Here is a 25,141-nt window from a genome sequence, read left to right on the forward strand (position 1 = left end):
CCTGCCCCCACACCCCACCCGCGGCCCCGGCCCCGGCCCCGGCCCCGGACGTGCGGGGAACCGGCGCCGACGCACCCCCGCCCTCACCACCGACCCCTGTCCACCCCTTCGTCAACGCCTGGAAAAGGACCCCATGACCCTCGCCGACCGCCGCCCGGCCCCCCGCACCGAGCCGATCACCGACGCCTACGACCTGCTGATGGTCGGCTGGTCGTTCGTGCGCGGCAACCTTCTGATGAGCGCGGTGGAGCTGGGCCTGTTCGAGGCGCTCGCCAAGGAGCCCGGCACCGCGGAGCAGCTCACCTTGCGGCTGGGGCTCCACGAGCGGGGCACCCGCGACTTCCTGGACGCGCTGGCCGCCCTCGGCGTACTGCGCCGCGACGGGGAGGTCTACCGCAACAGCCCGGCCGCCGAGCACCACCTGATCCCCGGCCGGCAGGACTTCGTCGGCGGATTCCTCGCCATGACCACTCAGTTCATGGGCGGGGCCGGCTGGAACGCCCTGACCGGCATGCTGCGCACCGGCGAGCCGCACGGCCACGACGCGGGATCGGTCCCCTTCGACGAGGTCTTCCGCGATCGGCGGCGGCTGCAGCTGTTCCTGTCGGCCATGGACAGCCTGGGCGGGGCGATCGGCCCGGAGCTGGCGAAGCGGTACGACTGGTCGCGGCACAGCACCTTCGTGGACGTCGGCGGCGCCCGCGGCAACCTGGCGGGCACCTTGCTGCTCGCCCACCCGCACCTGACGGGGGGCGTCTTCGACCGCCCGGTGATGGAGCCGTTCCTGGACGAACTCGCCCGCGAGCGGGGGGTCGCGGACCGGCTCGCCTTCCACGGCGGCGACTTCCACGTGGACGCCCTGCCGGCGGCCGACGTGCTGATCTTCGGCAACGTCCTGCACGACCTGCCGGTCGGCGCCCGGCGCGGCCTCATCGCCCGGGCGGCCCGGCGCGTCCCACCCGGCGGCACCGTGCTGGTCTACGACCCGATGCTCGACGACGACCGCACCGCGATCGACAACCTGGTGCTCAGCCTGGTGATGATGATGCAGTCCCCCGCGGGCAACGAGTACCCGCCGGCGCAGTGCCGGAGCTGGATGGAGGAGGCGGGGCTGCGTGTCGAGGATGTGTTCGCGCTGCCCGCGCACGCCACCGCGGTCGTGGGCCGCAGGCCCGCCTGAGGGCCTGCGCGCACCCGCCGTCGGAAGCCGCCCCAGCGGCGGCAGAGCTCCAGGGGGAGAGAGTGCTTTCCGTACTCGTCACGGGCCCGTACGACGCCGGTCGGCGGGAGCTGGAGCGACGGGCCGCCCGGATCGGGGAGTTCGTCCTCCTTCCGGACGACAACCGGCGTCCGCCCGCCGCCGATGTGCTGCTGGTGGCCGCGGACCGCGAGGGCTTTACGGAGACCCGCAGGATCGCCGTGCGGGCCGCGGCGGCTCGAACGGCGGCGCTGATCGTGGTGGACGAGCCGTTCGAGGAGCTGCTGAGCGTGGTGGGGCTGGGCGCCGGCGGTATCGTGCTCGGCTCGGCGCCCGACCGGGAGCTGGCGGACTGCGCCGCCCTCGTCGCCCGCCGCGGCACCGTCGTACCCGAACAGGTGCTGGAAGGAGAGCGGTTGCGCGGTGGAAGCTGCCCGTGCCGGAAGGCGCCGGGCCAGGACCCGCGCGAGGCCCTGGCCCGGCTCTCGACGCGGGAGCTGGAGGTGCTCGCGCTGGTGGGGGCCGGCCGGAGCAACGCCGAGATCGCCCGGCTGCTGTGGCTGAGCAGCAACACGGTGCGGTCCCATGTGCAGCGTCTGATGCGGAAGCTGGAGGTGCGCAACCGTCTGTGCCTGGTCATCCTCGCCCATGAGGTGCGGCTGATGATCCCCGCCGCGGCGGCCGCGGACGCGCCTGCCGCGGACGTACGGGCAGGCGGCCCGGGCGACGGCTTCCCGGCCGGCGTCCCGGCCGGGAGCGTGCGCCGTCGGGTGGCGGCGGGGTCAGACCCGGTACACGCGCCGCACCAGCGCCTGTAGCAGGGGGCGGGGGAACAGGCCGAGCAGGAACGGCTGCGGGCGGTTCATCGCGCCCGGGGTGACGAAGGGGCGGCCGCGGGCGACGGCCCGCAGCGCCGGGGTGACGACCTGGTGGGGCTCCATCCAGGCCAGGCGCGGCAGCCCCTCCGTGTCCAGCCCGGCGGCCCGGTGGAACTCGGTGTGCACCAGCCCGGTCCGCACCGTGGTGATGTGCACCCCGCTCCCCCGCGCCTCCATGTGCAGGCTCTCGCCGAAGGAGCCGAGGAACGCCTTGGAGGCTCCGTAGACGGCCGACTTGGGCATCGGCAGTCCGGCGGCGATGGAGGAGACGTTGACGATGCCGCCGTGCCGGCGCTCGCGCATCGCGCCCAGCGCGGCGTGCGTGAGCACCACCGGGGCCACGACGTTGACCCCGATCTGCCGTACCTCGTGCTCCTGCGGGAGTTCGCCGAAGGGCCGGGCGGACGCGAAACCGGCGCAGTTGACGAGCAGTTCCACGGGTCTGCCGGTGTCGGCCAGCCGCTCGGCGGCCGTCTGCAGGTCGATGTCGCTGGCGAGGTCGAGTGCCAGGGGGTCCGCCCGCACGCCGTGGCGTTCGGTCAGCCGGTCGGCGAGCTCCTTCAGGCGGCCGAGGCGGCGTGCCACCAGGACCAGGTCGGTGCCGTTGCGGGCGAGTTGTTCCGCGAACTGCGCGCCGATGCCGCTCGACGCCCCGGTGACCAGCGCGGTGCGGTACGGGTAGGCCATGGCCGCCGCCCTCCTCACGCGTCGGCCGGTCGTCCGCCGGGGCGGCCGCCGGGCCGCGCGCCGGGCGGGCCCGCCTGCGGCCGGAAGCCGGTGATGCGGTGCTTGGCGGCGAGCGCCTGCATGGCCTCCCACTCGGGCGGGCCGGGCCGGTCCAGCAGCGCCCCGAGTTCCTCGAACCAGTCCTCGACGCCGCCGGGAGTGGCGATGCACAGCATGGTGCTGGGCTTGTGCCAGGTGTTCACAAAGGCGTGACCGATTCCGCGCGGTCCGTAGACGAGAGTTCCGGGGGGCGCTTTGTGCTTCTCGCCGTCGAGCTCGATTTCGTATTCGCCGTCGACGACGTAAAAGGATTCGTCGACGTCGTGGTGAATGTGGAGGGGCGGGCCGCCGCCGGGCGGCGTGGTCACCTCGAAAAAGGAGTAGAGGCCGCCGGTCTGCTCGCCGCGCAGCAGCCAGCGCCCGCTCTCCCCGGCCCACGTGACGGGCCTGACCCCGTCCAGTGCGACGACCCGCCCTCGCGTCACCGTCATGTCCGCTCCTCCTTCTCGACTGGCGACCAGCATCGGACGCACCGATAAAGCGGCCGATAAGGACTCATAACGCGCGTCGGCCGCGACAAAGCCGCGGTCGCGTTTTCCGCGGCTTTGCGGCGGCCTCATCCCCGCTTTTCCGCCGCCTCGCAGACTTCGAAAGGGATCGCGGCCGGATGTCCGGCACGAGCGCGGCGCGGCGAGCGGGACGGCGGTGCGCACGAGGGATCCGGCGGAAGGAGGAGCGTGAGCGACGTGGCGGACCGGGGACTGCGCGACCGTACGGCGGAACTCGCCGTGGTCAGGCAGCAGGCGGTGGAGGACCTCGACAAGCGGGCTGCGGCCCGGCAGCACCGGCTGGGCAAGCTGACGGCGCGTGAGCGGCTGGCGCGGCTGCTGGACCCGGGGTCGTTCACCGAGCTGGGGATGCTGCGCCGGCACCGTGTGACGGACTTCGGCATGGCCGGGCGGCGGCCCTGGACCGACGGGGTGGTCACGGGCTGGGGCACCGTGGACGGCCGCGAGGTCTTCGTCCACGCGCACGACTTCGGCATCTTCGGCGGCTCCCTGGGCGAGGCCCACGCGGCGAAGATCCACGAGGTGATGGACCTGGCCGAGAGCGCCGGCGCCCCCCTGATCGGGCTCAACGACGGCGCGGGGGCCCGGATCCAGGAAGGGGCCGCCGCGCTGGCCGGCTACGGCGGGATCTTCCGCCGCAACGTCCGGGCCTCCGGGGTGATCCCCCAGATCAGCGTGATGCTCGGACCGTGCGCGGGAGGCGCCGCCTACTCGCCCGCGCTGACCGACTTCGTGCTGATGGTGCGCGGGACGGCGAGCATGTACGTCACGGGACCGGACGTGATCAAGGCGGTCACCGGTGAGGACATCGACGTCGAGGGGCTCGGCGGCGCCGACGTGCACGCCCGGTCGGGCCAGGCGGCGTTCGTGCACGACGACGAGGACGACGCCTTCGACACGCTGCGCGCGCTGCTGTCGTACCTGCCCTCCAACAATCGCGAGTTCCCGCCGCCGGGGCCCGCGGACGACCCGGTGGACCGGTCCTGCGAGGCGCTGCTCGACCTCGTGCCCGCCTCCCCGAACCGGCCCTACGACGTGCGCCGGGTGGTCGAGGAGGTGGTGGACCACGGGGAGTTCCTGGAGCTGCAGGCGCTGTGGGCGGCCAATGTGGTGATCGGTCTGGCCAGGATCGGCGGCCACAGCGTGGGGCTGGTCGCCAACCAGCCGATGGTGCTGGCCGGGGTGCTGGACATCGAGGCCGCGCGGAAGGCGGCCCGTTTCATCAGGTTCTGCGACAGCTTCAACATCCCGCTGGTGACGCTGGTCGACGTGCCGGGCTTCCTGCCCGGGGTCGGCCAGGAGCGCGGCGGCATCATCCGGGACGGCGCCAAGCTGCTGTACGCCTACTGCGAGGCGACCGTCCCCCGTATCCAGGTGCTGATGCGCAAGGCGTACGGGGGCGCGTACATCGTCATGGACTCCCGCTCGATCGGCGCCGACCTGTCCTTCGCCTGGCCGGGCAACGAGGTGGCGGTGATGGGCGCCGAGGCCGCGGCCAATGTGATCCACCGCCGCCGGATCCGGGACGCCGACGACCCGGTGGGGACCCGCAGGGCGCTGGTCGAGGAGTACCGGCAGGCGCTGATGCACCCCTACCACGGGGCCGAACTGGGCCTGGTGGACGACGTGATCGACCCTCGCGACACCAGGTCGGCGCTGCACGCCGGGCTGGAGATGCTCCGCTCCAAACGCGCCCTCCTGCCCGAGCGCAAGCACGGCAACCCGCCGCTGTGAGCCGCCCTGTCCCGGGGCGGCGCGCGGCGACGCGTACGGAACCGGCCGCGGCGCCCGCGCCCGGCGTCCGCAACCGAACCATGTGAGGAGTTCACCCGTTCATGAACGACAACACCGCCGGCCGCGCCCGGCCGCAGATCCGCAAGGTCGCCGTCGACGACGTGCCGGTGCTGCGGCACCGCGGCGGGGCCCTGCGCACCGTGCTGGGGCCGGCCAACGCCGGGGCCACCAGCGGCTTCATGGGGCTGGCCCGGCTGGAGCCGGGCGAGTTCGTCAACGAGCACTACCACCCGTACTCCGAGGAGTTCGTCCTGCTGATCTCGGGGCGGATCACCGTGCGCCTCGACGGGGAGCCGGTGGAACTGGCCACGCGGCAGGGGCTGCTGATCCCGGTCGACGTCCGGCACCGGCTGGAGAACACCGGCACCGAGCCCGCCGAGCTGGTGTACCACCTGGGCCCGCTGGCGCCGCGCCCGGACCTGGGGCACGTGGACACCGAGGAGCTCCCCCACCCCGAGCTGGCGCCGGCCGCCGCCGGAGGGCGGCGGTGAGCCGGTGGGGAGCGGTCGTCACGGGCGTCGGCGTGGTCGCGCCGGGCGGCATCGGCCGGGAGGCGTACTGGGACGCGCTCACCTCGGGCCGCACCGCGACGCGCGGCATCACCCTGTTCGACCCGGCGGGCTTCCGGTCGCGGATCGCCGCCGAGGTGGACTTCGACCCGGTCGCGGCGGGGCTGTCGCCCGAGGAGGTGGCCCGCATGGACCGCAGCGCCCAGTTCGCGGTGGTGGCCGGGCGTGAGGCGCTGGCCGACGCGGGTCTGGAGCCGGACCGGGTGCCGCCGGAGCGGATGGGGGTGTCCGTGGGCAGCGCGGTGGGCTGCACCATGCGGCTGGAGGACGAGTACGTGGTGGCCAGCGGCGCCGGCGCCCGGTGGGAGGTCGACCCGGGGGCGGCGTCGGAGCACCTGTACCGGGCGCTGGTGCCCAGCACGCTGGCGGTGGAGCTGGCGTGGACGGCGGGCGCCGAGGGCCCGGCGGCGGTGGTGTCCACCGGGTGCACCTCGGGGCTGGACGCCGTGGCGCACGGGGTGCGGCTCATCTGCGAGGGCTCGGCCGACGTGGTGATCGCGGGCGCGACCGACGCCCCGATCTCCCCGATCACCGTGGCCTGCTTCGACGCGATCGGGGCGACGTCCCGCAACAACGCCGACGCGGGCACCGCCTCCCGCCCGTTCGACCGGGACCGGGACGGTTTCGTGCTCGGCGAGGGCGCGGCGGTGCTCGTCCTGGAGAGCAGGCGGCACGCGGCCCGGCGGGGCGCGCACGCCTATGCCGACATCGTCGGCTTCGCCCAGCGCAGCAACGCCTTCCACATGACCGGCCTGAAGCCGGACGGCCTGGACATGGCCGAGGCGATCAAGGCCGCGATGCGCCGGGCCGGGGTGACCCCGGAGATGATCGGATACGTCAACGCGCACGGCTCGGGCACGGTGCAGAACGACCGTCACGAGACGGCCGCGATCAAGGCGTCGCTGGGCCGGGCCGCGTACGGCGTCCCGGTCAGCTCGATCAAGTCGATGATCGGCCACTCGCTGGGCGCGATCGGCGCCCTGGAAGTGGCGGCGTGCGCGCTGGCCGTGGAGTACGACGTGGTGCCGCCCACGGCCAATCTGCGGCACCCGGACCCGGCGCTGGACCTGGACTACGTGCCGGTCACGGCGCGCAAGAACGTCAACGACGTGGTGCTGAGCGTCGGCAGCGGGTTCGGCGGCTTCCAGTCGGCGATGCTGCTGGCCCGGCCCGGGCTGACGGGCGGGGAGTGAGGCCGGTGGAGCCACGTGCGCGCACGGTCTTCAGCGGCCTGTCGGTGATAGCCCCGAACGGCTCCACCACCGACCGGTTCTGGCGGGCGACCCTGGCCGGGGTGAGCGGCATCGGGCCACTGGACCGGTTCGACACGTCGGGGTATCCGGTGCGGCTGGCCGGCCAGGTCCGCGACATCGCGGGGCCCGCTCTGCTCGGGAGCAGGCTGGCGGTGCAGACCGACCGGTGGACGCAACTGGGCCTGGTGGCGGCCGAGCGGGCGCTGGCGGACGCCGCGCTGGACCCGGCGCGCCTGGATCCGTACGCCATGTCGGTGATCACGGCGACGTCGTCGGGCGGCAACGAGTTCGGGCAGCGCGAGATCGAGAAGCTGTGGAGCAGGGGTCCGCGGTTCGTCGGCCCGTACCAGTCGATCGCCTGGTTCTACGCAGCGACCACCGGTCAGATCTCCATCCGGCACGGCATGAAGGGCGCGTGCGGGGTGCTGGTGAGCGAGCAGGCCGGCGGGCTGGACGCGCTGGGCCACAGCCGCCGGGCGCTGGTGGACGACGCCTCGGTGGTGATCAGCGGCGGTACGGACGCGCCGCTGGGGCCGTACGCGCTGGCCTGCCACCTGTCGGCCGGGCTGATGACCGCGGCCGACGATCCGGCCACCGCCTACCGGCCGTTCGACGCCGGCGCCGGCGGCTATGTGGCGGGCGAGGGCGGGGCGCTGTTCGTGCTGGAGCGCGAGGACACCTGGCGGGCCCGCGGCGGCGGCCCGGGCTGGGGCGAACTGGCCGGGTACGCGGCCACGTTCGACCCGCGGCCGGGGTCGGCCCGCGAGCCGGGGCTGCGGCGGGCGATCGACCTGGCCCTGGCCGACGCGGGCGTCGGGCCGTCCGGGATCGACGTGGTCTTCGCCGACGGCCTCGCCGTCCCCGAGGCCGACCGCGCCGAGGCCGAGGCGATCAGCGCGGTCTTCGGACCGTACGGGGTGCCGGTGACGGTGCCCAAGTGCCTGGTCGGCAGGCTGCAGTCGGGCGGTGCCCCACTGGACGTGGCCATGGCCCTGCTGGCGATCCGCGACGGCGTGCTGCCCGGTACGCCGGCCCTCACCGACCTCGCCCCGGGCTGCGACCTGGACGTCGTCCGCGAGACCCGGCAGGCACCGGTGCGCACCGCGCTGGTCCTGGCCCGCGGCCACGAGGGGTTCAACGCGGCCGCCGTGGTCCGCGCCCTGCGGCCCTCGTGACCTCCCCCGCCGGCTCCGGCCTCTCGTACCCCGGGCACGTCGGGCCCTCCGCCTCCGGGCACCTTTCGTCACTTCACGTATGCCAGGCACTCCAGGAAGAGGTACCGCCCATGACGACCACCCTCGACGTGCTCACGCTCGACGAGTACACACGGCTGATCGACAGCGCCTCGGGCGCGGGGATCGGCCCCGCGGGAAGGCTCGATCCCACGGCCGCCTTCGACTCCCTGGCCATCGACTCGCTCGGCGTGCTGGGCATCCTGTCCGCGCTGGAGTTGCGGTTCGGCCTGGAGCCGGACGTCGACACCCAGCCGGGCCGCACGCCCGGCGAGCTGCTGTTCTCGGTGTACGAGCGGCTGATCGCGGCCGGCCGGCTCCCCTCGGGCCGCACCGAGCAGGCCATCGTCATCGCCGCGCCCTTCGCCGAGGTGTGGGAGCAGACCAACGACGTGGCCGCCTGGCCGAACCTGTTCAGCGAGTACGCGGCGGCGGAGATCCTCGACACCGACGGCGACACGACGACGTTCCGGCTGACGATGCACCCCGACGCGAACGGGACGGCGTGGTCCTGGGTGTCCCGGCGGACCGCCGACCGCGCCGCCGGGACGGTGCGGGCCCGCCGGGTGGAGACGGGGCCGTTTGCGTTCATGGACATCCTGTGGACCTACACCGAGCTGGACGGCGGGGTGGAGCTGCGCTGGCAGCAGGAGTTCGCCATGAAGCCGCAGGCGCCGGTGGACACCGCCTGGATGACGGCGAACATCACCGTCAACTCGGCCGTGCAGCTCGCGCTGATCCGCGACCGCGTCCAGGAGCGGGCCGGCGCCCGCGCCGAAGCCAGCTGACATCCACAAGGAGCGTCCGCCGCACACCGCGAGGAGCATGCATGCATTACACCCTGATCGTCGCCCGCATGGCGCCCGAGGACGAGCAGCGGGTCGCCGGGATCTGGGCCGAGTCCGACGCGACCGAACTGCCGCACCTCATCGGCGTCGAGCAGCGCAGGCTGTTCCGGTTCCACGGCCTGTACTTCCAGTTGATCGGCTCGCGGGGCGAACTGGGCCCGCGCATCGAGGACATGCGCGGCCACCCGCTCTTCAGGGACGTCAACGAGCGGCTGCGGCCGCACATCGCGGCCTACGACCCCGGCACGTGGCGGGGGCCGGCCGACGCCATGGCGAAGGAGTTCTACTCGTGGAGCGCGTGAGTGTGACGGTGGTGCGCGGCGCCCCGGACGTCCTGGAGACCGCGGCCGTCACCGCGGTGCTCGCCGCGGTGACGGCCCGGGCCCGCGCCCGGGGCCGCCGGCCCGGGGGCGGGTCCGGCGCGCCGCAGGCCCGCCCGGCCTGGCGGGCGTACACCGGCCCGTTCCCCGCCGTCCCCCCCGGCCGCGGCGGCAGCGGATGGAGGCGGCCGTGATCCGGACCGTGCTGGAGATGAGGGTCCGCGAGGGGCGGACCGCCGAGTTCGAGCAGGTGTGGCGGACCGCGGCGGCGGTGGCCGCCCGCTACCGGGGGGCGGGCCGGCAGACCATGCTGCGCGACCCCGTCGACCCGCTGGCGTACACCATCACCGCGGACTGGGCCACCCGCGAGGACCTGGGCCGCTACCAGAGCAGCCGGGACCGCCAGGAGCTGTCCGAGGTGCTGGAGCGGCTGCGCGAGGCCGCGTCCAAGACGCTGCTGGAAGTGGTGGCCCAGGTGGCCCCGGCGCCGGCGCCCGTCGGCGAGGACGTGTCCACGACCGCGGGCGCCCCTGCTCGCGAACCCGTCACCGTCGATGCCCAGGAAGGTTCGGTGCACGCATGAGCATCCGTGTCGTCATGACCGCCACCATCAAGCCGGAGGACGCCGAGGCCTTCGAGAAGGCGTACCTGGAGGTGACCGGCAAGGTTCGCGGCACTCCCGGGCACGTGCGGGACGTGCTGCTGCGCGACAGCGAGGACGCGACGCGGTACTCGCTGATCGCCGAGTGGGAGTCCGAGGGGCTCTTCCGGGCGTGGGCCGACGACCCGGAGCACATGCGGCAGTCGGCGGCGATGTACCCGTACTGGGCCGACAGCTTCCGCCGCAGCATCTACCAGGTGCGGGCGTCCCTCGACTCCCACGGCGCCGGTCCCTCGGGGCCCGGCGCCGTGCCGGCCGAGTAGGGGGCCGGCGGTGCGGGTGCGCAAAGCGGTGGTGGTCGGCGCCGGGATCGGCGGTCTGACCACGGCCATCGGCCTGCGGCAGGCCGGAATCGACGTCACGGTGTACGAGCGCAGGACCGAACCTGGCCGGCTGCTGACCGGCGGCGGCTTCATGCTGTGGCACAACGTGTTCGTGGCGCTGCGCCGGCTCGCGCTCGACGAGCGGGTGGAGAAGGTCGGTTCGCGGATCGACTTCCACGAGTTCCGCTCCGACCGGGGGCGCCGGCTGGCCCGGTGGGCCATCGCGCCGGAGTCCGCGCGGATCGGCGCCCCCGCGGTCGCGCTGCGCCGCTCCGCCCTCAACGCGCTGCTGCTGCAGGAGGCGGGGGACGCGGTGGTGATGGGCGCGCGGTTCACCGGTTTCGAGCAGGACGCGGACGGGGTGACGGTGCGCCTGGCGGACGGGACGCGAGACCGCGCGGACGTGCTGATCGGCGCGGACGGCATCCGGTCGGCGGTGCGCGGTTCGCTGCGCCGCGGGCACGACATGGCGCCGCGCTACGCCGGCTACACCGCGTGGCAGGCGATCGCCGAACTGCCCGGCGAGGACGTGGTGCCCACCGGCACGTTCTTCAACCTGTGGGGACGCGGCGGCCTGCGGTTCCTGTACTGCCGGCTGAACGAGCGCGAGGTCTACTGGGACGCCATCACCTCCGACCGGGTCAGCGCGTCGTTCGACATGTTCCGCAAGGACAAGCGGGCGGTGCTGGGCGAGGCGTACCGGGACTGGCCGCAGCCGGTGCCCCGTATCCTCGCCGCCACCGGGGACGAGGCGATCCTCCCCATCGACATCTGCGACCGGCCGCCGGACCGGGAGCCCGCCTGGGGGTACGGCCGGGTGGTCCTGGTGGGCGACGCGGCGCACCCCATGACGCTCAACCTCAGCCAGGGCGCCGGTCAGGCCATCGAGGACGGGGTCGTGCTGTCCGGGCTGCTGGCCGGGGAGGACGACGTCGCGGCGGCGGTCGCCGGGTACGAGCGGCTGCGCCGGCCGCGGGTCGACGCGATGGTGCGCGGCGCCTACCGGATCGGCGAACTGGGCAAACTGCGCGGTGCGTTGGCGTGCCGGACGCGGGACGCCTTCATGTGGGCGTTCTTCGGCACCTTCGCCAAGAAGGGCACGTACCGGCTGATGATGGACGTCGGCCACCGACCGCTGGAGCGCTGAGCGATGCTGATGGACGCCTTGGCGGGTGTCGTCGTGGTGCTGTGCGGTGCCCTGGCCGGCGTGCTGCTGGCGGTCGAGGTCGCCGTGGTGCCGATGATGGGCGCCCTGAGCGGTGACCGCTATGTGCAGGTGCACCGGCTGCTCGACCGGCGGTTCGACCCGCTGATGCCCGTCCTCGCGAGGATCGCGATGGGGGCGGACCTGTTCCTCACCGTGTTCGCGCCCGGCTGGGGCGCGCGTGCCGCCTTCGCCGCCGCCGAGGCGGGGCTGATCGGTGTCGCGCTGGTCTCCGAGCTGTCCAACGTGCGCCTCAACCGGTTCATCGACACGTGGGACCCGGACCGGCTGCCGGGGACCTGGGCGCGTACCCGCGAGCACTGGGCCCGTGCCAACCGCCACCGGACCCTCGTCGCCGCGGCGGCCTTCACGGCCGCGACCACCGGGGCGGCGCTGATGTGACCGGTCGGCGAGCCGGGCGCGCGGCCCGGACGGAAGGGGGACACAGATGTGGGCGGGGTGTTCCCGGCGGCCGGGCCGCCGGGAACACCCCGCCCGCGTGCGGTCAGTCCGGGACGACGCGGAAGACCGGGATGTCCGGGGCGGCGCGCTCGAAGCTTTCCGGGGAGCCGTTCTCGACCAGCCCGTTCTTGACGAAGATGCTCACACCCATCGGCACCTGGCGGGGCAGCTCGCGGACGATGGGCCCGCGCTCGGGCGCCGGCACCTCGACCAGGCGCACATGCCACTGCTTGCGGCCGCGCACGAGGACACCCTCACCGGCCGCCCGTACGTTCTTCACCCAGTCGGAGCGCGGGAAGGCCTGCAGCACGTACTGGGTGCCGTCGACGCGGACCGGGGCGACCGGATTGGTGTACTCCTTCCCGGAGACGCGGCCCCTGACGCGCAGCAGGTGGACCGGTCCCACCGGGATCCCGACGTTGTGGAAGAGCGCCATGATCTTGTTGCGGACCTTCAGGGCCGTGGTGATCTCGGGTCGTGCGGTGGTGGTGGACATGGTTCCGGCTCGGCTCTCTGTGCGCTGGGCGAACGGGGGGGCTGGGCGGGCTGCGGGCTGGGCCATTGCGGGGCCGTCACCGCGGCCGGACGAAGCCCGTGGTGTAGGCGGTGGTGATCACGTCGATGCGGCTGCGCAGCTCCAGCTTGCCCATGAGGCTGTGCACGTGGCTCTTGACGGTGGCTCCGCTGAGGGTGAGCGCCTCGGCGATCTCGGCGTTGCTCCAGCCGCGGAGCATCAGGTGGACGACTTCGATCTCCCGGCCGGTCAGCTTGTCGAACCGGTCCCAGGCGTGCGGCGGCCGCAGCGCGCCGGGCATGCCGCCGACGGCGGCGGGCAGGGCCTGGCCCACCTGGTACCCCGACCGCAGCAGGCGGATGGCGGGGACCAGGGTGGTGCGGTCGGTGAGGTTGACCGTGACGCCCGGGACGGGGGCGGGCACCGCGGCCCCGGCCGGGTCGCCGGGGCGGCCGTGGCCGGTGCCGGGAAGGCGCTGCGCGAACGGCGAGACCACGAGGATTCTGGGCGCGGGCTCGCAGGAAGCCAGCGCGCGCAGCGAGGGCAGCGGGTCGGGGTCGCCCAGGACGACGGCGACATCGGGCCGGTGCTCCGCCACGAGGGGTCCCAGGTCGGCCGGGTGGGCGCTCTCCGCCGCCACGGTGAACCCGCTCTCCTGCTCCAGGGCCGCCACCAGCGTCCCGCGGCCGATGAAGCTGCCGCCCGCCACCAGGATGGAGGCGGGCGGTCCTGACTCGCCGCCCGCGGACGGGGTCTGTGCGCGCATCGTGACTCTTCCCCCCGGCCGGCGGGAGCCCGGCCGCCGGACACCCGTCCGGTCCCGCCGCCCTCCGGGGCAGTTGCTTCCGAGTTGCTTACCTAGCGAACTATCAAATCATAGGGCGACGGCATGCCCGGGTGTCAACGCGAAACGGCCCGGCGCGGCACCCCCGGCCGACCGCCCTCCCCGCACGGCCTTCCATCACGGTGTGCGTCCGTCCCGTGCCGGTGTGTTTTCTCCCGGCTTTATCCGCGCTCCGTACCGTCGAGCCGTCGGACGACGTCGTGACTCACCTCCTGGAGCCGATTGATGAACGCAGCAACCGCCGTGGTCAAGCCCGCCGACATCTGGCGCGACGCCGACGCCGCCAAGGACTTCCTCGATCAGGCGGCCGCGGAACTGGCCGCGGCCAAGGAGCAGTTGGACGCGATGCTCAGGGTGCGGCCGGGCAGCCACGTGCTGGACGTGGGCTGCGGCACCGGGAACGACGTGCGGGCGCTGGCCGCACGGGTGGGGCCTTCCGGCAGGGTGGTGGGCCTGGACTCCAGCGAGCAGCTGATCGCGCGCGGCGAGCCGGGGGGTCCGGACGCCGCGCCGGTGGAGTTCGTGCTCGGCGAGGCGGGCGACCTGCCGTTCGAGGACGGCACCTTCGACGTGGTGCGCTCCGAGCGGGTGGTGCAGCACGTGCCGGACCCGGCGGCGGCCGTCGCCGAGATGCTGCGGGTGGTCAGGCCCGGCGGGCAGGTGCTGGTCACCGACCCGGACCACGGGATGTGGGCGCCCGACCTGGACGACCGGGAGCTGACCCGGCGGATCATGACCTGGTGGAGCGACCACGTGCCGAACCCGTGGGTCGCGCGCCGGCTGCGCGACCTGTTCGTTCGCGCCGGGGCCCGCGACGTGGCGGTGACGCTCCAGCCGGTGGTGCTCACCTCGCTGGCCGCGGCGGACGCGCTGACCTGGATCGGCAAGGCCGCGGGCGCGGCCGAGGCGCAGGGCGTGGTGCCGGCCGGGCGGGCCCGGGAGTGGGGCCAGGAGATCCTGCGGCGCGACGCGGAGGGCCGGTTCCTGATGTTCGGCGCCTTCGTCGTCGTGACCGGGAACAAGTAGGGCGGCGCGGATGGCGGATCAGGACACGGCGGCGGGTGGCGCGCCGCGCCCGGGCGGACGTGACGCGGCCGGGCACCGGGAGCTGGCCGAGCGGTGGTTCGGCCGCGCGTGGGCGGGCGGCGACACCGGCATCGCGGAGGAGGTCTTCGCCGGGGACTTCGTCCTCAACGGCCGCGTCGTCGGGCCGGACGGGCCGCGCCGCAGCGTGGCCGCGGTGCACCGCGCGTTCTCCGGCATCGGGGTCACGCTGGACCTGGTGCTGTCGGACGGACCGTACGCGGTGATCCACTACACGACGACGGCGCGGCACACCGGGACGTTCCGCGGGGTGCCGGCGTCCGGGCGGCCGGTGACCGCGACCGGCATCGTGATCTGGCGGATCGAGGACGGCAGGGTCGTGCGGGACTGGAACGTCTTCGACACGGCGGCCCTGCTCGCGCAGATCTCCGGCGCCGGGCCCGACCCCGCGTCCCCCGGGGGACCGGCCGGGCCGGGGGCGGGCCGGCCGCGGCCGGACGACGCGGGGCCCCTGGTGCGGAGCCTGTCCGCGCGCGGGCCCGCCGGGGAGCCGGCGGGCTGAGGTACGGGCGGGAGGCACACGGATGCGGGGTACGGCCGGCGCGGGCACCGCGGCCCCGGCCGGGCGGGCGGCCCGAACCGGCGGCCCGGTCCGCCGGGCGCCCGGTGTTGACCGCCCGGCCGTCCGGGCGCCCGGTGTTCACGGCCCGGGCGCCCGGGCCCTGCCGGGAGCGCCGGCCGGGCGGGGTACGGCGCGCGGGTCAGCGCCCGTACCACACGGTGGTGACGTTGCAGAACTCGCGGATGCCGTGGCCGGACAGTTCGCGGCCGTAGCCGGAGCGCTTGACCCCGCCGAAGGGCATGGCGGGGTGGGAGGCGGTCATGCCGTTGAAGTAGACCGCGCCGGCCTCCAGGTCGCGGACGAAGCGGCGCTGCTCGTCCTCGTCGCGGGTCCAGACGTTGGAGCTGAGGCCGAAGGGGGTGTCGTTGGCGAGCCGGATCGCGCTGTCCAGGTCGGGCACCTTGTAGAGCGTGGCGACGGGGCCGAACGCCTCCTCGTGGTGGATCCGCATCCGTTCCGTGATGCCGGTCAGCACGGTGGGCTCGTAGTACCAGCCGGGCGGCAGTGCCTTCGGGCGGCGGGCCCCGCACAGCGCCCGGGCGCCCTGGGAGAGCGCGTCCGCGACGAGTTCCTCCAGGTCCGCGCGGCCCTGCTCGGTGGACAGCGGACCGATGTCGGTCGAGTCGGAGGTGGGGTCGCCGACCACCAGGGCGCTCATGGCGCGGGAGAAGCGCTCGGCGAACTCGTCGTGGATGTCCTCGTGGACGATGAACCGCTTGGCCGCGATGCACGACTGGCCGTTGTTCTGCACGCGGGCGGTGACGGCGGTGTGGACGGCGTGGTCGAGTTCGGCGGCCGCGGAGGGCATGACGACGAAGGGGTCGCTTCCGCCGAGTTCCAGGACGGTCTTCTTGACCTCGTCGCCCGCGACGGAGGCCACCGCGCGCCCGGCGCCCTCGCTGCCGGTGAGGGTGGCGGCGGCGACCCGGGGGTCGCGCAGGATGCCCTCGATGGCGCCGGAGCCGACCAGCAGCGTCTGGAAGCAGCCCTCGGGGAATCCGGCGCGGTGGAAGAGTTCGCCGAGGTAGAGGGCGGTCTGCGGGACGTTGGAGGCGTGCTTGAGCAGTCCGGTGTTGCCGGCCATCAGGGCCGGGGCGGCGAACCTGATCACCTGCCAGAGCGGGAAGTTCCACGGCATGACGGCGAGTACGACGCCCAGCGGGCGGTAGCGGACGTAGGCGCGGTGGGCGCCGCTGTCCTCGACGTCCGCGGGTGCGGGATGCTCGTCGGCCAGGAGGCGCTCGGCGTTGGCGGCGTACCAGCGCATCGCCTTGGCGCACTTGGCGGCCTCCGCACGGGCGGCGGCGAGGGTCTTGCCCATCTCCGTGGTCACGGTGCGGGCGATCTCGTCGCGTTCCTTGTCCAGCAGGTCGGCGGCCGAGGTGAGCAGCGCGGCCCGGGAGGCGAAGTCGGTGGTGCGGTAGGCCCGGAAGGCGCTCTCCGCCTTGGCGATGCGCTCGCGCACGCCCTGCTCGTCCAGCGGCTCGAAGGTCTTGACGGTCTCCCCGGTCGCGGGGTTCACGGTGGCGATGGGCATGACGGCTACCTCCTGGTGACCGAGGGACGACCGGGCGCTGTGCACGTACCCGGGGCGCGGCGGGTCCATACCCGCCCCGGTCCCCGGCCTCGTCCATCCTGCCCCGGTACGGGCCGGTGCGCGCCGACCCTGCGCGGCCCCGCGGCGCCCGGGCACCCGCCCGGCGCAACCGGCCTCTGGACTCGGCCCGCCCCGCAGCGTTCACTCTTCGGTAACGCCTGGCACATACATGACAGGTTCTACGCGCGCAGAATCGTTCCCCGAACCCTCACCCACCGCCCCACCTGGAGGTAAACGGATGCTTGGTCTCCGTACCGTTCGCGGCCGCGCCCTGATCGGCGCGAGCGCGGTGTTCGGCGCACTCGCGCTGGGAGCCGCGGGCATCGCCGCCGGCAGCGCCCAGGCGTCGCCGGGCACCGCGGGCGCCATGGCGCCGGCCGCCGCGACGACGCACCACGTGCTGTTCGACAACACCAAGGCCGAGACGGCCGGCAACGCCGACTGGATCATCAGCACCAGCCAGCCGGACCCGCTCGCCCAGAACCCGTCGCCCAGTGCGGAGACGGACTGGACCGGCGCGCTGTCCTCGTGGGGCGTGGCCCTGCAGAAGTCCGGGGGCTACGTCCTGGACACGCTGCCCTCCGGCCGCACCATCACCTACGGCGACTCGTCCAACGCGCAGGACCTCAGCAAGTTCGACACCTTCGTGGTGGACGAGCCGAACGTGAAGCTCAGCGCCGCCGAGAAGACCGCGGTGATGAAGTTCGTGCAGAACGGCGGCGGGCTGTTCCTGATCTCCGACCACAACGGCAGCGACCGCAACAACGACGGCTGCGACTCGCCGTGCGTGATCAACGACCTGCTGACCAGCAACGGTGTCGACAACACCGACCCGTTCGGCTTCTCGGTGGACCTGCTCGACATCAGCACCGACAACCCCCGTGCCGTCAGCGACAGTTCCGATCCGGTGCTGCACGGGCCGTTCGGCACGGTGACCGGCAGCATCCTGCGCGACGGCACCACTTTCACGCTCAAGCCGGCCGACAACCCCGCCGTCAAGGGGCTGCTGTACCGGACGGGGTACTCGGGCAACACGGGCGCCTTCTTCGTCACCAGTTCGTTCGGCAGCGGCCGGGTGGCGATCTGGGGCGACTCCTCGCCGGCGGACGACGGCACGGGCCAGTCGGGCAACACCCTCTACGACGGCTGGAACGACCCGGCCGGCACCGACGCCGCCCTCGCCCTCAACGCCACCGCGTGGCTGGCCAGCGGGGGCAGCGGCGTGACCACCCCGCCGACCACTCCCCCCACCACCGGGACGTGCACGCCCGCACAGGTGCTCCTCAACCCCGGCTTCGAGTCGGGCGCCGTCTCCTGGTCGGCCAGCTCCGGCGTGATCACCAACAGCTCCGGTGAGCCCGCGCACAGCGGCTCGTACAAGGCGTGGCTGGACGGGTACGGCACGGCGACCACGGACACGCTCTCCCAGCCGGCGGCGATCCCGGCGGGCTGCAAGGCCGTGTTCTCGTTCTGGCTGCACATCGACACCGCCGAGACCGGCAGCACGGCCTACGACACGCTCAAGGTGCAGGTGCTCAACTCCTCCGGCACCATCTTGAGCACCTTGGCGACGTACTCCAACGCCGACGCCGGCACCGGTTACGCCCAGCACTCGTTCGACCTGAGCGCGTACGCCGGGCAGACCGTCACGGTGAAGTTCACCGGGACGGAGGGCTCGAAGCTGCAGACGTCCTTCGTCGTGGACGACACGGCGCTCGACGTGAGCTGACGCGCCGGCGTCAGGTCAGGACTCGCGGCGGCGGCCGGCCCTGGGTCGGGTCGCCGCCGCGAGGGCGAACTCGCACCAGACCGCCTTGCCGTCGCCGCGCGGCTCGACACCCCACCGCGCGGCCAGTGCGTCGATCATCAGCAGCCCGCGGCCGGACGTGGCCGACTCTCCGGGCGACCTGCGGCGCGGCCACACGCTGGAGCGGTCCTGGACCGACAGCCGCAGCCTGCGCACCGGCTCGGGCAGCACCTCCAGGGTGAGGACGGCGCCGCCCTCGGTGTGCAGCAGCACGTTGCCGAGCAGTTCGCCGGCGGCGAGTTCCACGTCGTCGGCGAGATGGCCGAGCGCCCAGGCCGACAGCGCCTGCCGCAGGGCCTCGCGGGTCTCCGCCAGGCCCTCCGGATCGGCCTGGTGGACGTAGGCGTGCATACGGGGGGCCCGGGTGGCGCCGGGGTCGGGGGCGCGGCGCAGGAGGAGCAGGGCGACGTCGTCCTCCGAGCCCCAGCGCTGCCAGAGGCTGTCGGCGATGTGGTCGGCGAGTTCCTCGACGCGCTGCGGCCCGTGGTGGACGGCGTCGGCGAGGGCCTCCATGCCGATGGTGATGTCCGCGCCGCGTTCCTCCACCAGGCCGTCGGTGCAGAACACCAGGGTCTCGCCGGGCATCAGGTCGAGCTGCGTCTCGGGGAACTCCTGCAGGTCCAGGGAGGTGGCCAGGCCCAGCGGCAGGCCGCCGCGGACGCCCGGCCAGCCGGTGCGGCCGTCGGCGTGCCGGATCAGCGGGCCCAGGTGCCCGGCGCGCGCCGCCCTGATGGTGCCGGAGGCCAGGTCGAGCTGGGCGTAGCCGCAGGTGGCGAAGCGCTCGGTGTCGAGTTCGGCCAGGAAGCGGGAGGCGCGGGCGAGCACCGTGGAGGGCGGGTGGCCCTCGGCGGCGTACGCCCGCAGCGCGATCCGCAGCTGTCCCATCACGGCGGCGGCATGGGTGTCGTGGCCCTGGACGTCGCCGACCACGAGGCCGACGCGGTGCTGCGGGAGGGCCACCACGTCGTACCAGTCGCCGCCGACCTCGCGTCCGCTGCGGGCGGCGTGGTAGCGCACGGCGATCTCGGCGCCCTCGAACCGCGGGATGTGCCGGGGCAGCATCGACGCCTGCAGGCCGGTGGCGAACTCGCGTTCCTGGTCGAAGAGGATCGCCCGTTGCAGGGACTGGGCGAGGATGCCGGCCAGCGTCCCGATGAGCGCCCGCTGCTCGGGGGTGAACTCGTCGCGCTTGCGGTAGAACAGGCCCATGGCGCCGATGGCCCGGGCCTGGGCGATCAGCGGCACGAAGGCGGCCGCGTCGAGGTCGACCTTGTCGAGGTAGGGGCGCAGCAGCGGAAACCGCTCGGCGAGGTCGGCGAACGACGTCACGAACAGGGGCTGCTGGGTGATCACGGCGTGGGCGAGCGGCAGCGACTCGTCCAGCCGCCGCATCGCCAGCCCGCGAAAGCCCATCATGGGCTCGCCGCTGACGGCGACGACCCGCAGACTGCCGCCTTCTGCCAGGGCCAGGACCATGCCGTCGGCGCCGAACCGCTCCAGTCCGCCGGCCCCGGTGAGCACGGCGGTGACGTCCTCGACGGTGACGGCGTGCGACAGCGCCTCCGTGGTGCGGCGGACCAGCGACGACAGGCCGGGCCCGTCGCCCTCGTCGTCCCTGGCCGGCAGTCCGGCGGAGGTCCGGGCGAGTTCGTCGGTGGCGTCCCTGACGATGCCCACGAGCCGGTGGGCGTTGCCCGTCTCGTCGCGCAGGATCGTGCCCTGGGTGTGCACCCACTGCTTGACGCCGTCGCGGCGGGTGATCTGGAAGTAGCCGCCGTAGCTGCGCCCGCCCGACCGCAGGGCGCTGCGCAGCGCCCGGTCGAGCCGGGCGCCCTCCTCCGGGGTGACCCGCAGTACGAGCGAGTCCGGCCGCCGGTCGAACTCCTCCGGCCGCAGGTCGAACACGTCGAGGCCGGCTTCGTCGAGGTCGAAGATCCCCCGGTCGAGGTCCCAGTCGAAGCTGCCCATACCGCTCAGCGCCAGGCGCTGCGACGGTCCGAGTTCGGTTTCGGGCCGGCGCCTGTCGGGCGACGGGCCGACGCGGGGGTCGTATCCCGGGCGGGTCGGCCGGGTCGACCGCACGGGCGGCGTGGACCGGTTCTCAGCACTCATGCGCCTGCTCCGGGGGCGGGCCTGCGGTCCGGGACCGCGATGTCCGCGGGACGAATCCCCAGGATAGCTTTGGGCCGTTCTCCTGGCATCAGCGCCATTATGCACCGAATGTTCCGGCAGGTCGGGGGCCGGAGCGGCCGGGCCCGTACCGAGCGTCGGCGCGACCGCGGCGGACGCCACCGGGCCCGGGCCCGCCGGTCGCGGGCAGGGCGGTTCGATCCGGCTGAAGCACTCCACGAGGGCGCCGAACACGCGGTAGGGCTGCCCTCGTCCCTGGCGGTGATGAGGACGTGCGCGGGCCCTCGCCGCCGCGTGGCCCGCCGCTGCGCCCACTCGTCCCGTACGTCCGCCACCACCGGCTCCTTCCGTCGTCCCTCGGTCCGGCTGCCGGATGGGACCCCGGCGTGCGAGGGAGCGGTTGCGGGGCGTGGAGTGGTTCACCCGCACGAGGAGCGCGCGCGAGGAGCACGGGCCCCGCCGCACGCGGACCGGCGTGCGGCGGGAGGGGCCGGGCCGCGGGCGCGCGTGCGGCACGGGGCAGGGCGGTACGGGGCGGTACGGGGCGGTAGAGGCCGTACGGGCGGGCAGGGGTCGATACGGGCAGGTGGGCGGACGGTGCGGTCGGCGGGCGCGGCTCACCCGTACGGACGCGGCATGGGCGGGTGGGCGGCGGGTACACGCGAGGGTGCCGCGTGGGCGAGTCCGCGCCCGCACGAGAGCCTCAGGGGAGAAGCGATGACCGAGCCGCGTCCCGAGCCGTTCCCCGCACCGGCCCCGCGGGGACACCCTGGCGAACCCGCACCGGGGCCGGATCCCGGGCCGGCCCCCGAGCCGCATCCGGCGCCCACCCCGCCCGCGCCCGGCCCCGTGCCGCCCTCCCCGGGCCCCGACCCGGTGCCGCCGGGACCGGCGCCCGATCCGGTACCGCCCAGTCCCGAGCCGCACCCCGTACCGCCGTCTCCCGAGCCGCCTCCGGTGCCGCCGCCGCCCGGCCCCAGCCCCGTGCCGCCCTCCCCGGAGCCGAACCCCGTGCCCTCCCCCGGTCCGCTGACCTGAGCCGGGCGGCCGGGAAGGTTCCCGTGGAGGACCCCGGCCGAGTGCTGAGCGCCGCGTGCCGAGCGCAGTCGCCGGTGGCGACCTCGGTTTCACCACTGGACGGGGGTGCGCGCGGTGCGGCGGATGAGGCCTGCGGGCGCCGCACCCCGCCGTGGACCACCCCCGACCGCTTGCGCGTGCCGAGTGCAGGGCCGCGGCGCCCGAGCGGGGGGCGGCCGGGGCGCACCCCCGCGACCGGGGAGGCGACCGCCCCGCTCACCGTGCGAGCCGGCGGCGGTCGCCGCCGAAGGCCCGGTCGGGCGCTCTCGCCGAACGGTGCCCGGACCGGGCATGCTACGCGGGGACCGGCCCGGTGCGCAGGGGCCGTCCACTCCGCCGGCCACGACACCGAGGAAACGCCGATGCCGCTCACCGCCCCGCTCCCGACCGCCGAGTCCTTCGGCCGGACCTCCGCCGGCGAGCCGGTGGAGGTCTGGCGGCTCACCTCCCCCTCGGGGGTGACCGCCCGGGTCCTCACCCTCGGCGGCATCCTGCACGCCCTGGACGTCCCCGACCGGGAGGGACGGCCCGCGTCGGTGGTGCTGGCGCTGTCCGAGGTCAAGGAGTACGAGGACCGCAGCCCCTACTTCGGGGCGCTGATCGGGCGGTACGCGAACCGGATCGCGGAGGGCCGTTTCGTCCTGGACGGCACGCGGTACGAGCTGCCCGTCAACGACCGCGGCCACACCCTGCACGGCGGCCCGGAGGGCTTCCACCGCCGGGTGTGGGCGGCCGAGCCGCTCCCCGGGGCGCTGCGGCTGACGCTGCGCAGCCCGGACGGCGACATGGGATTCCCGGGCGAGGTGCTGGTCACCGCGACGTACACGCTCGCCGCCGACGGCACCCTGGCCCTGGACTTCGAGGCGCGTACGAACCGGCCGACGATCGTCAACCTCACCAACCACGCCTACTTCAACCTCGCGGGCGCGGGCCACGGGGACGGCACGGACGGCATAGCGCGGCACGAGCTGCGGATCGACGCCGACCGGTTCCTGCCGGTCACGGACGAGTCCATCCCCCTGGGGCCGGAGCGGGACGTCGCCGGCACCGCCTTCGACTTCACCTCGTCCCGGGTGATCGGACCGGGGCTGACCGACCCGGACCCGCAGATCGCGGCGGCCGGCGGCTACGACCACTGCTACGTGCTGCGTCCGGCCGCCGGGGCCGCCCCGCGCACGGCCGCGGTGCTGCGCGACCCCGGCAGCGGGCGGACGATGGAGGTCCGCACCACGGAGCCGGGCCTGCAGCTCTACACGGGCAACTTCCTGGACGGCTCGCTGAGCGGCGCCGACGGCCGCCCGCACACGCGGTACGGCGGGGTGTGCCTGGAGACCCAGCACCTGCCGGACTCGCCGAACCGCCCGGAGTACCCGTCGACGACGCTGCGGCCGGGCGAGGTCTTCCGTACCCGTACCGAGTGGGTCTTCCCGCACCTGCCGGCCGGGGGCGCCTCATGACCGTGCGTCACGGGGGCCGTCGCCCGGGCGCGGTGGCGCGGTGACCGGGCGGCCGCTGCTCGTCGTGGACGGCGCCAACGTGGTCGGCTCCGTGCCGGACGGCTGGTGGCGGGACCGGCGGGCCGCCGCGGAACGCCTGCGGGACGCCCTGGCGGGGTTCGCCACCTCGGGGCTGCCCGCGGGCGGCGTTCCGGGGTGGGCCGTCGGAACCCCGCTGGAGGTGGTCCTGGTGGTGGAGGGCGCGGCCCGCGGGATCGCGTCCGTCCCGGGCGTGCGCGTGGAGTCGGCCGCGGGAAGCGGGGACGACCTGATCGCCGCGCTGGCCGCCGCCGCGGGGTCGGCCGCGCCAGGCCGCCCCTGCCTGGTCGCCACCGCCGACCGCGAGCTGCGCGCCCGCGTCACCGCGTCCGGTGCCGCGGTGGTCGGCCCGCGGGCGGTGCGGCCGCGGTAGCCGGGCCCGCCGGCGGTACGGGTGCGCCGGCCGGGCCCCGACGCGGCCCTGCCGCCGGCGGACCCGGCGTCCGAAATCCGCTAGAGCCTGGTCCCGGACCGTCCCATACTGGGAGCATGACGACCGAGGACAGCAGGTACGAGGCCGTGCGCAGCCGGGACGCGCGGTTCGACGGGGTGTTCTTCTTCGGTGTTTCGACGACCGGGATCTACTGCCGTCCGAGCTGCCCGGCGATCACCCCGAAGCGGCAGAACGTCAGCTTCTACCCCACGGCCGCGGCCGCCCAGGGCGCCGGTTTCCGGGCCTGCAGGCGGTGCCGGCCCGACGCCGTTCCCGGCTCCGCGGACTGGAACGCGCGGGCCGACGTGGTGGGCCGGGCGGTCCGGCTGATCGGGGACGGGGTGGTGGACCGCGAGGGCGTCGCTGGCCTGGCCTCCCGGCTGGGGTACAGCGCCCGGCAGGTGCAGCGGCAGCTCAACGCCGAACTCGGCGCCGGCCCGATCGCGCTGGCCAGGGCGCAGCGCGGGCACACCGCGCGGGTGCTGCTGCAGACCACGTCCATGCAGGCCGCGGAGATCGCCTTCGCGGCGGGCTTCGCGAGCGTCCGGCAGTTCAACGAGACGATCCGGGAGATCTACGCGGCCACCCCCACCGAGCTGCGCGCCGCGCGGCCCGGGCGCGCGCTGCGGGCCGGGCCGGACGGGGCGGCGGGCGTGCCGCTGCGGCTGGCCCACCGGGGACCGTACGACGGCGCGCGGGTCTTCGGCTTCCTCGCGGCGCGGGCGGTGCCCGGGGTCGAGGAGGTCACGGGCGAGCCCGGGCGGCGCACCTACCGGCGCACGCTGCGGCTGCCGCACGCGCCGGGCATCGCGGAGGTCGCGGAACGGCCGGGCGCGGGCGGCTGGCTGGAGTGCTCGCTGCACCTGGGCGACCTGCGGGACCTGACCACGGCGAGCCAGCGGATGCGGCGGCTGTTCGACCTGGACGCGGACCCGTACGCGGTGGCCGAGCGGCTGTCCGCGGACCCGGGCCTGGCGCCGCTCGTGGCGGCGCATCCGGGGCTCCGGGCGCCGGGCGCGGCCGATCCGCAGGAGCTGGCGCTGCGGGTCGTGCTGACCGAGGGCCTGCCCGCGCCGCGGGCCGTGCGGCTCGCCGCGGATCTGGTGGCCGGGTACGGTGAACCGCTGCCGCGTCCGAGCGGCGCGCTCACCCACCTCTTCCCGGACGCCGGCGCCCTCACGGCGGCCGGCCTCGAAGACCTGGGCCTGTCGCCCGCCCGCGCGTCCGCCGTGCGCGCCCTGGCGAGGGCCCTCGCCGACGGCGCCGTCCGGCTCGACCCGGGGGCCGACCGCGCGGAGGCCGAGCGGCTGCTCCTCGCCCTTCCCGGGGTGAGCCCGTGGGCCGCGGCGTACATCCGCATGCGCGCGCTCGGCGACCCCGACGTCCTGCTCGACCCCACGCAGGCGAGCGCCTCCCTGTGGCGCCCCTGGAGTTCGTACGCCACGCACCTGCTCCTGCCCGGCTGAGGCGGCCGGCCGGGCGGCGCCGCACGGCCGGCGCG

25 protein-coding genes are annotated in these 25,141 nt (G+C 74.8%); 19 read left to right on the forward strand and 6 right to left on the reverse strand.

The features are described from left to right. Positions 1-133 precede the first annotated feature (133 nt). On the forward strand, positions 134-1,180 hold the full coding sequence (locus tag K7G61_RS24695) for an acetylserotonin O-methyltransferase (RefSeq protein ID WP_225849160.1): 1,047 nt from the start codon (positions 134-136) through the stop codon (positions 1,178-1,180). Between the two features lie 62 nt (positions 1,181-1,242). Beyond that, positions 1,243-2,016 (forward strand): response regulator transcription factor, encoded by a 774-nt coding sequence (locus K7G61_RS37035; RefSeq protein ID WP_225849161.1) that lies wholly within the window; start codon positions 1,243-1,245, stop codon positions 2,014-2,016. Here K7G61_RS37035 and K7G61_RS24705 read toward each other — a convergent pair. Continuing rightward, on the reverse strand, positions 1,981-2,763 hold the full coding sequence (locus K7G61_RS24705) for an SDR family oxidoreductase (protein WP_225849162.1): 783 nt from the start codon (positions 2,761-2,763) through the stop codon (positions 1,981-1,983). The two genes, K7G61_RS37035 and K7G61_RS24705, sit on opposite strands and share 36 nt — an antisense overlap. A gap of 14 nt (positions 2,764-2,777) precedes the next feature. Further along, complete coding sequence (locus tag K7G61_RS24710) at positions 2,778-3,293, reverse strand: cupin domain-containing protein (protein WP_225849163.1); 516 nt, start codon at positions 3,291-3,293, stop codon at positions 2,778-2,780. A gap of 246 nt (positions 3,294-3,539) precedes the next feature. On the opposite strand from K7G61_RS24710, the gene K7G61_RS24715 reads away from it, so the two are divergent. From K7G61_RS24715 to K7G61_RS24765, 11 genes are all read left to right on the forward strand, one after another. Further along, complete coding sequence (locus K7G61_RS24715; RefSeq protein ID WP_225849164.1) at positions 3,540-5,105, forward strand: acyl-CoA carboxylase subunit beta; 1,566 nt, start codon at positions 3,540-3,542, stop codon at positions 5,103-5,105. Positions 5,106-5,206: 101 nt separating this feature from the next. Then, the gene (locus K7G61_RS24720; protein ID WP_225849165.1) at positions 5,207-5,656 is read left to right on the forward strand and encodes a cupin domain-containing protein; all 450 of its coding nucleotides are present in this window, start codon (positions 5,207-5,209) and stop codon (positions 5,654-5,656) included. Continuing rightward, positions 5,653-6,927: a beta-ketoacyl synthase gene (locus K7G61_RS24725; RefSeq protein ID WP_225849166.1), complete on the forward strand. Its 1,275-nt coding sequence runs from the start codon at positions 5,653-5,655 to the stop codon at positions 6,925-6,927. The genes K7G61_RS24720 and K7G61_RS24725 overlap by 4 nt, the downstream gene beginning before the upstream one ends. 5 nt (positions 6,928-6,932) lie before the next feature. Next, positions 6,933-8,162, forward strand: coding sequence for a ketosynthase chain-length factor (locus tag K7G61_RS24730; RefSeq protein ID WP_225849167.1), 1,230 nt, complete (start codon positions 6,933-6,935; stop codon positions 8,160-8,162). A gap of 359 nt (positions 8,163-8,521) precedes the next feature. Further along, the gene (locus K7G61_RS24735; RefSeq protein WP_225849211.1) at positions 8,522-9,007 is read left to right on the forward strand and encodes an SRPBCC family protein; all 486 of its coding nucleotides are present in this window, start codon (positions 8,522-8,524) and stop codon (positions 9,005-9,007) included. Between the two features lie 41 nt (positions 9,008-9,048). Further along, the gene (locus K7G61_RS24740) at positions 9,049-9,369 is read left to right on the forward strand and encodes a TcmI family type II polyketide cyclase (RefSeq protein WP_225849168.1); all 321 of its coding nucleotides are present in this window, start codon (positions 9,049-9,051) and stop codon (positions 9,367-9,369) included. Next, on the forward strand, positions 9,357-9,581 hold the full coding sequence (locus tag K7G61_RS24745; protein WP_225849169.1) for an acyl-CoA carboxylase epsilon subunit: 225 nt from the start codon (positions 9,357-9,359) through the stop codon (positions 9,579-9,581). Before K7G61_RS24740 ends, K7G61_RS24745 begins: the two co-directional genes overlap by 13 nt. After that, positions 9,578-9,970, forward strand: coding sequence for an antibiotic biosynthesis monooxygenase (locus K7G61_RS24750; protein WP_225849170.1), 393 nt, complete (start codon positions 9,578-9,580; stop codon positions 9,968-9,970). The genes K7G61_RS24745 and K7G61_RS24750 overlap by 4 nt, the downstream gene beginning before the upstream one ends. Further along, complete coding sequence (locus tag K7G61_RS24755; protein ID WP_225849171.1) at positions 9,967-10,311, forward strand: antibiotic biosynthesis monooxygenase; 345 nt, start codon at positions 9,967-9,969, stop codon at positions 10,309-10,311. Before K7G61_RS24750 ends, K7G61_RS24755 begins: the two co-directional genes overlap by 4 nt. A gap of 10 nt (positions 10,312-10,321) precedes the next feature. After that, positions 10,322-11,518: an FAD-dependent oxidoreductase gene (locus K7G61_RS24760; protein WP_225849172.1), complete on the forward strand. Its 1,197-nt coding sequence runs from the start codon at positions 10,322-10,324 to the stop codon at positions 11,516-11,518. Between the two features lie 3 nt (positions 11,519-11,521). After that, positions 11,522-11,977 (forward strand): DUF1772 domain-containing protein, encoded by a 456-nt coding sequence (locus K7G61_RS24765; RefSeq protein WP_225849173.1) that lies wholly within the window; start codon positions 11,522-11,524, stop codon positions 11,975-11,977. A gap of 103 nt (positions 11,978-12,080) precedes the next feature. On the opposite strand, the gene K7G61_RS24770 is transcribed toward K7G61_RS24765, so the two are convergent. After that, positions 12,081-12,533, reverse strand: coding sequence for a nitroreductase/quinone reductase family protein (locus tag K7G61_RS24770; protein WP_225849174.1), 453 nt, complete (start codon positions 12,531-12,533; stop codon positions 12,081-12,083). 76 nt (positions 12,534-12,609) lie between these two features. Beyond that, the gene (locus K7G61_RS24775) at positions 12,610-13,317 is read right to left on the reverse strand and encodes a response regulator transcription factor (protein WP_225849175.1); all 708 of its coding nucleotides are present in this window, start codon (positions 13,315-13,317) and stop codon (positions 12,610-12,612) included. Positions 13,318-13,620: 303 nt separating this feature from the next. On the opposite strand from K7G61_RS24775, the gene K7G61_RS24780 reads away from it, so the two are divergent. Continuing rightward, the gene (locus K7G61_RS24780; RefSeq protein WP_225849176.1) at positions 13,621-14,421 is read left to right on the forward strand and encodes a methyltransferase domain-containing protein; all 801 of its coding nucleotides are present in this window, start codon (positions 13,621-13,623) and stop codon (positions 14,419-14,421) included. A gap of 10 nt (positions 14,422-14,431) precedes the next feature. Next, positions 14,432-15,001, forward strand: a complete 570-nt coding sequence (locus K7G61_RS24785; RefSeq protein ID WP_225849177.1) for an ester cyclase — start codon at positions 14,432-14,434, stop codon at positions 14,999-15,001. Between the two features lie 199 nt (positions 15,002-15,200). On the opposite strand, the gene K7G61_RS24790 is transcribed toward K7G61_RS24785, so the two are convergent. Then, the gene (locus K7G61_RS24790; protein ID WP_225849178.1) at positions 15,201-16,598 is read right to left on the reverse strand and encodes an NADP-dependent succinic semialdehyde dehydrogenase; all 1,398 of its coding nucleotides are present in this window, start codon (positions 16,596-16,598) and stop codon (positions 15,201-15,203) included. A gap of 298 nt (positions 16,599-16,896) precedes the next feature. Here K7G61_RS24790 and K7G61_RS24795 point away from each other — a divergent pair, with 298 nt between their 5' ends. Next, complete coding sequence (locus K7G61_RS24795; protein WP_225849179.1) at positions 16,897-18,387, forward strand: immune inhibitor A; 1,491 nt, start codon at positions 16,897-16,899, stop codon at positions 18,385-18,387. Positions 18,388-18,402: 15 nt separating this feature from the next. On the opposite strand, the gene K7G61_RS24800 is transcribed toward K7G61_RS24795, so the two are convergent. Next, a complete protein-coding gene (locus K7G61_RS24800) occupies positions 18,403-20,577 on the reverse strand; it encodes a SpoIIE family protein phosphatase (protein WP_225849180.1) in 2,175 nt (724 codons plus the stop codon). Between the two features lie 1,457 nt (positions 20,578-22,034). Between K7G61_RS24800 and K7G61_RS24805 the strand changes: the two genes are divergently transcribed. From K7G61_RS24805 to K7G61_RS24815, 3 genes are all read left to right on the forward strand, one after another. Beyond that, complete coding sequence (locus tag K7G61_RS24805) at positions 22,035-23,129, forward strand: aldose epimerase family protein (RefSeq protein WP_225849181.1); 1,095 nt, start codon at positions 22,035-22,037, stop codon at positions 23,127-23,129. A gap of 40 nt (positions 23,130-23,169) precedes the next feature. Beyond that, complete coding sequence (locus tag K7G61_RS24810; protein WP_225849182.1) at positions 23,170-23,580, forward strand: NTP pyrophosphohydrolase; 411 nt, start codon at positions 23,170-23,172, stop codon at positions 23,578-23,580. 116 nt (positions 23,581-23,696) lie between these two features. Further along, the gene (locus K7G61_RS24815; protein ID WP_225849183.1) at positions 23,697-25,106 is read left to right on the forward strand and encodes a bifunctional transcriptional activator/DNA repair enzyme AdaA; all 1,410 of its coding nucleotides are present in this window, start codon (positions 23,697-23,699) and stop codon (positions 25,104-25,106) included. Positions 25,107-25,141: the final 35 nt, after the last annotated feature.

Source organism: Streptomyces sp. HPF1205, from assembly GCF_020400825.1.
GTDB lineage: Bacteria > Actinomycetota > Actinomycetes > Streptomycetales > Streptomycetaceae > Actinacidiphila.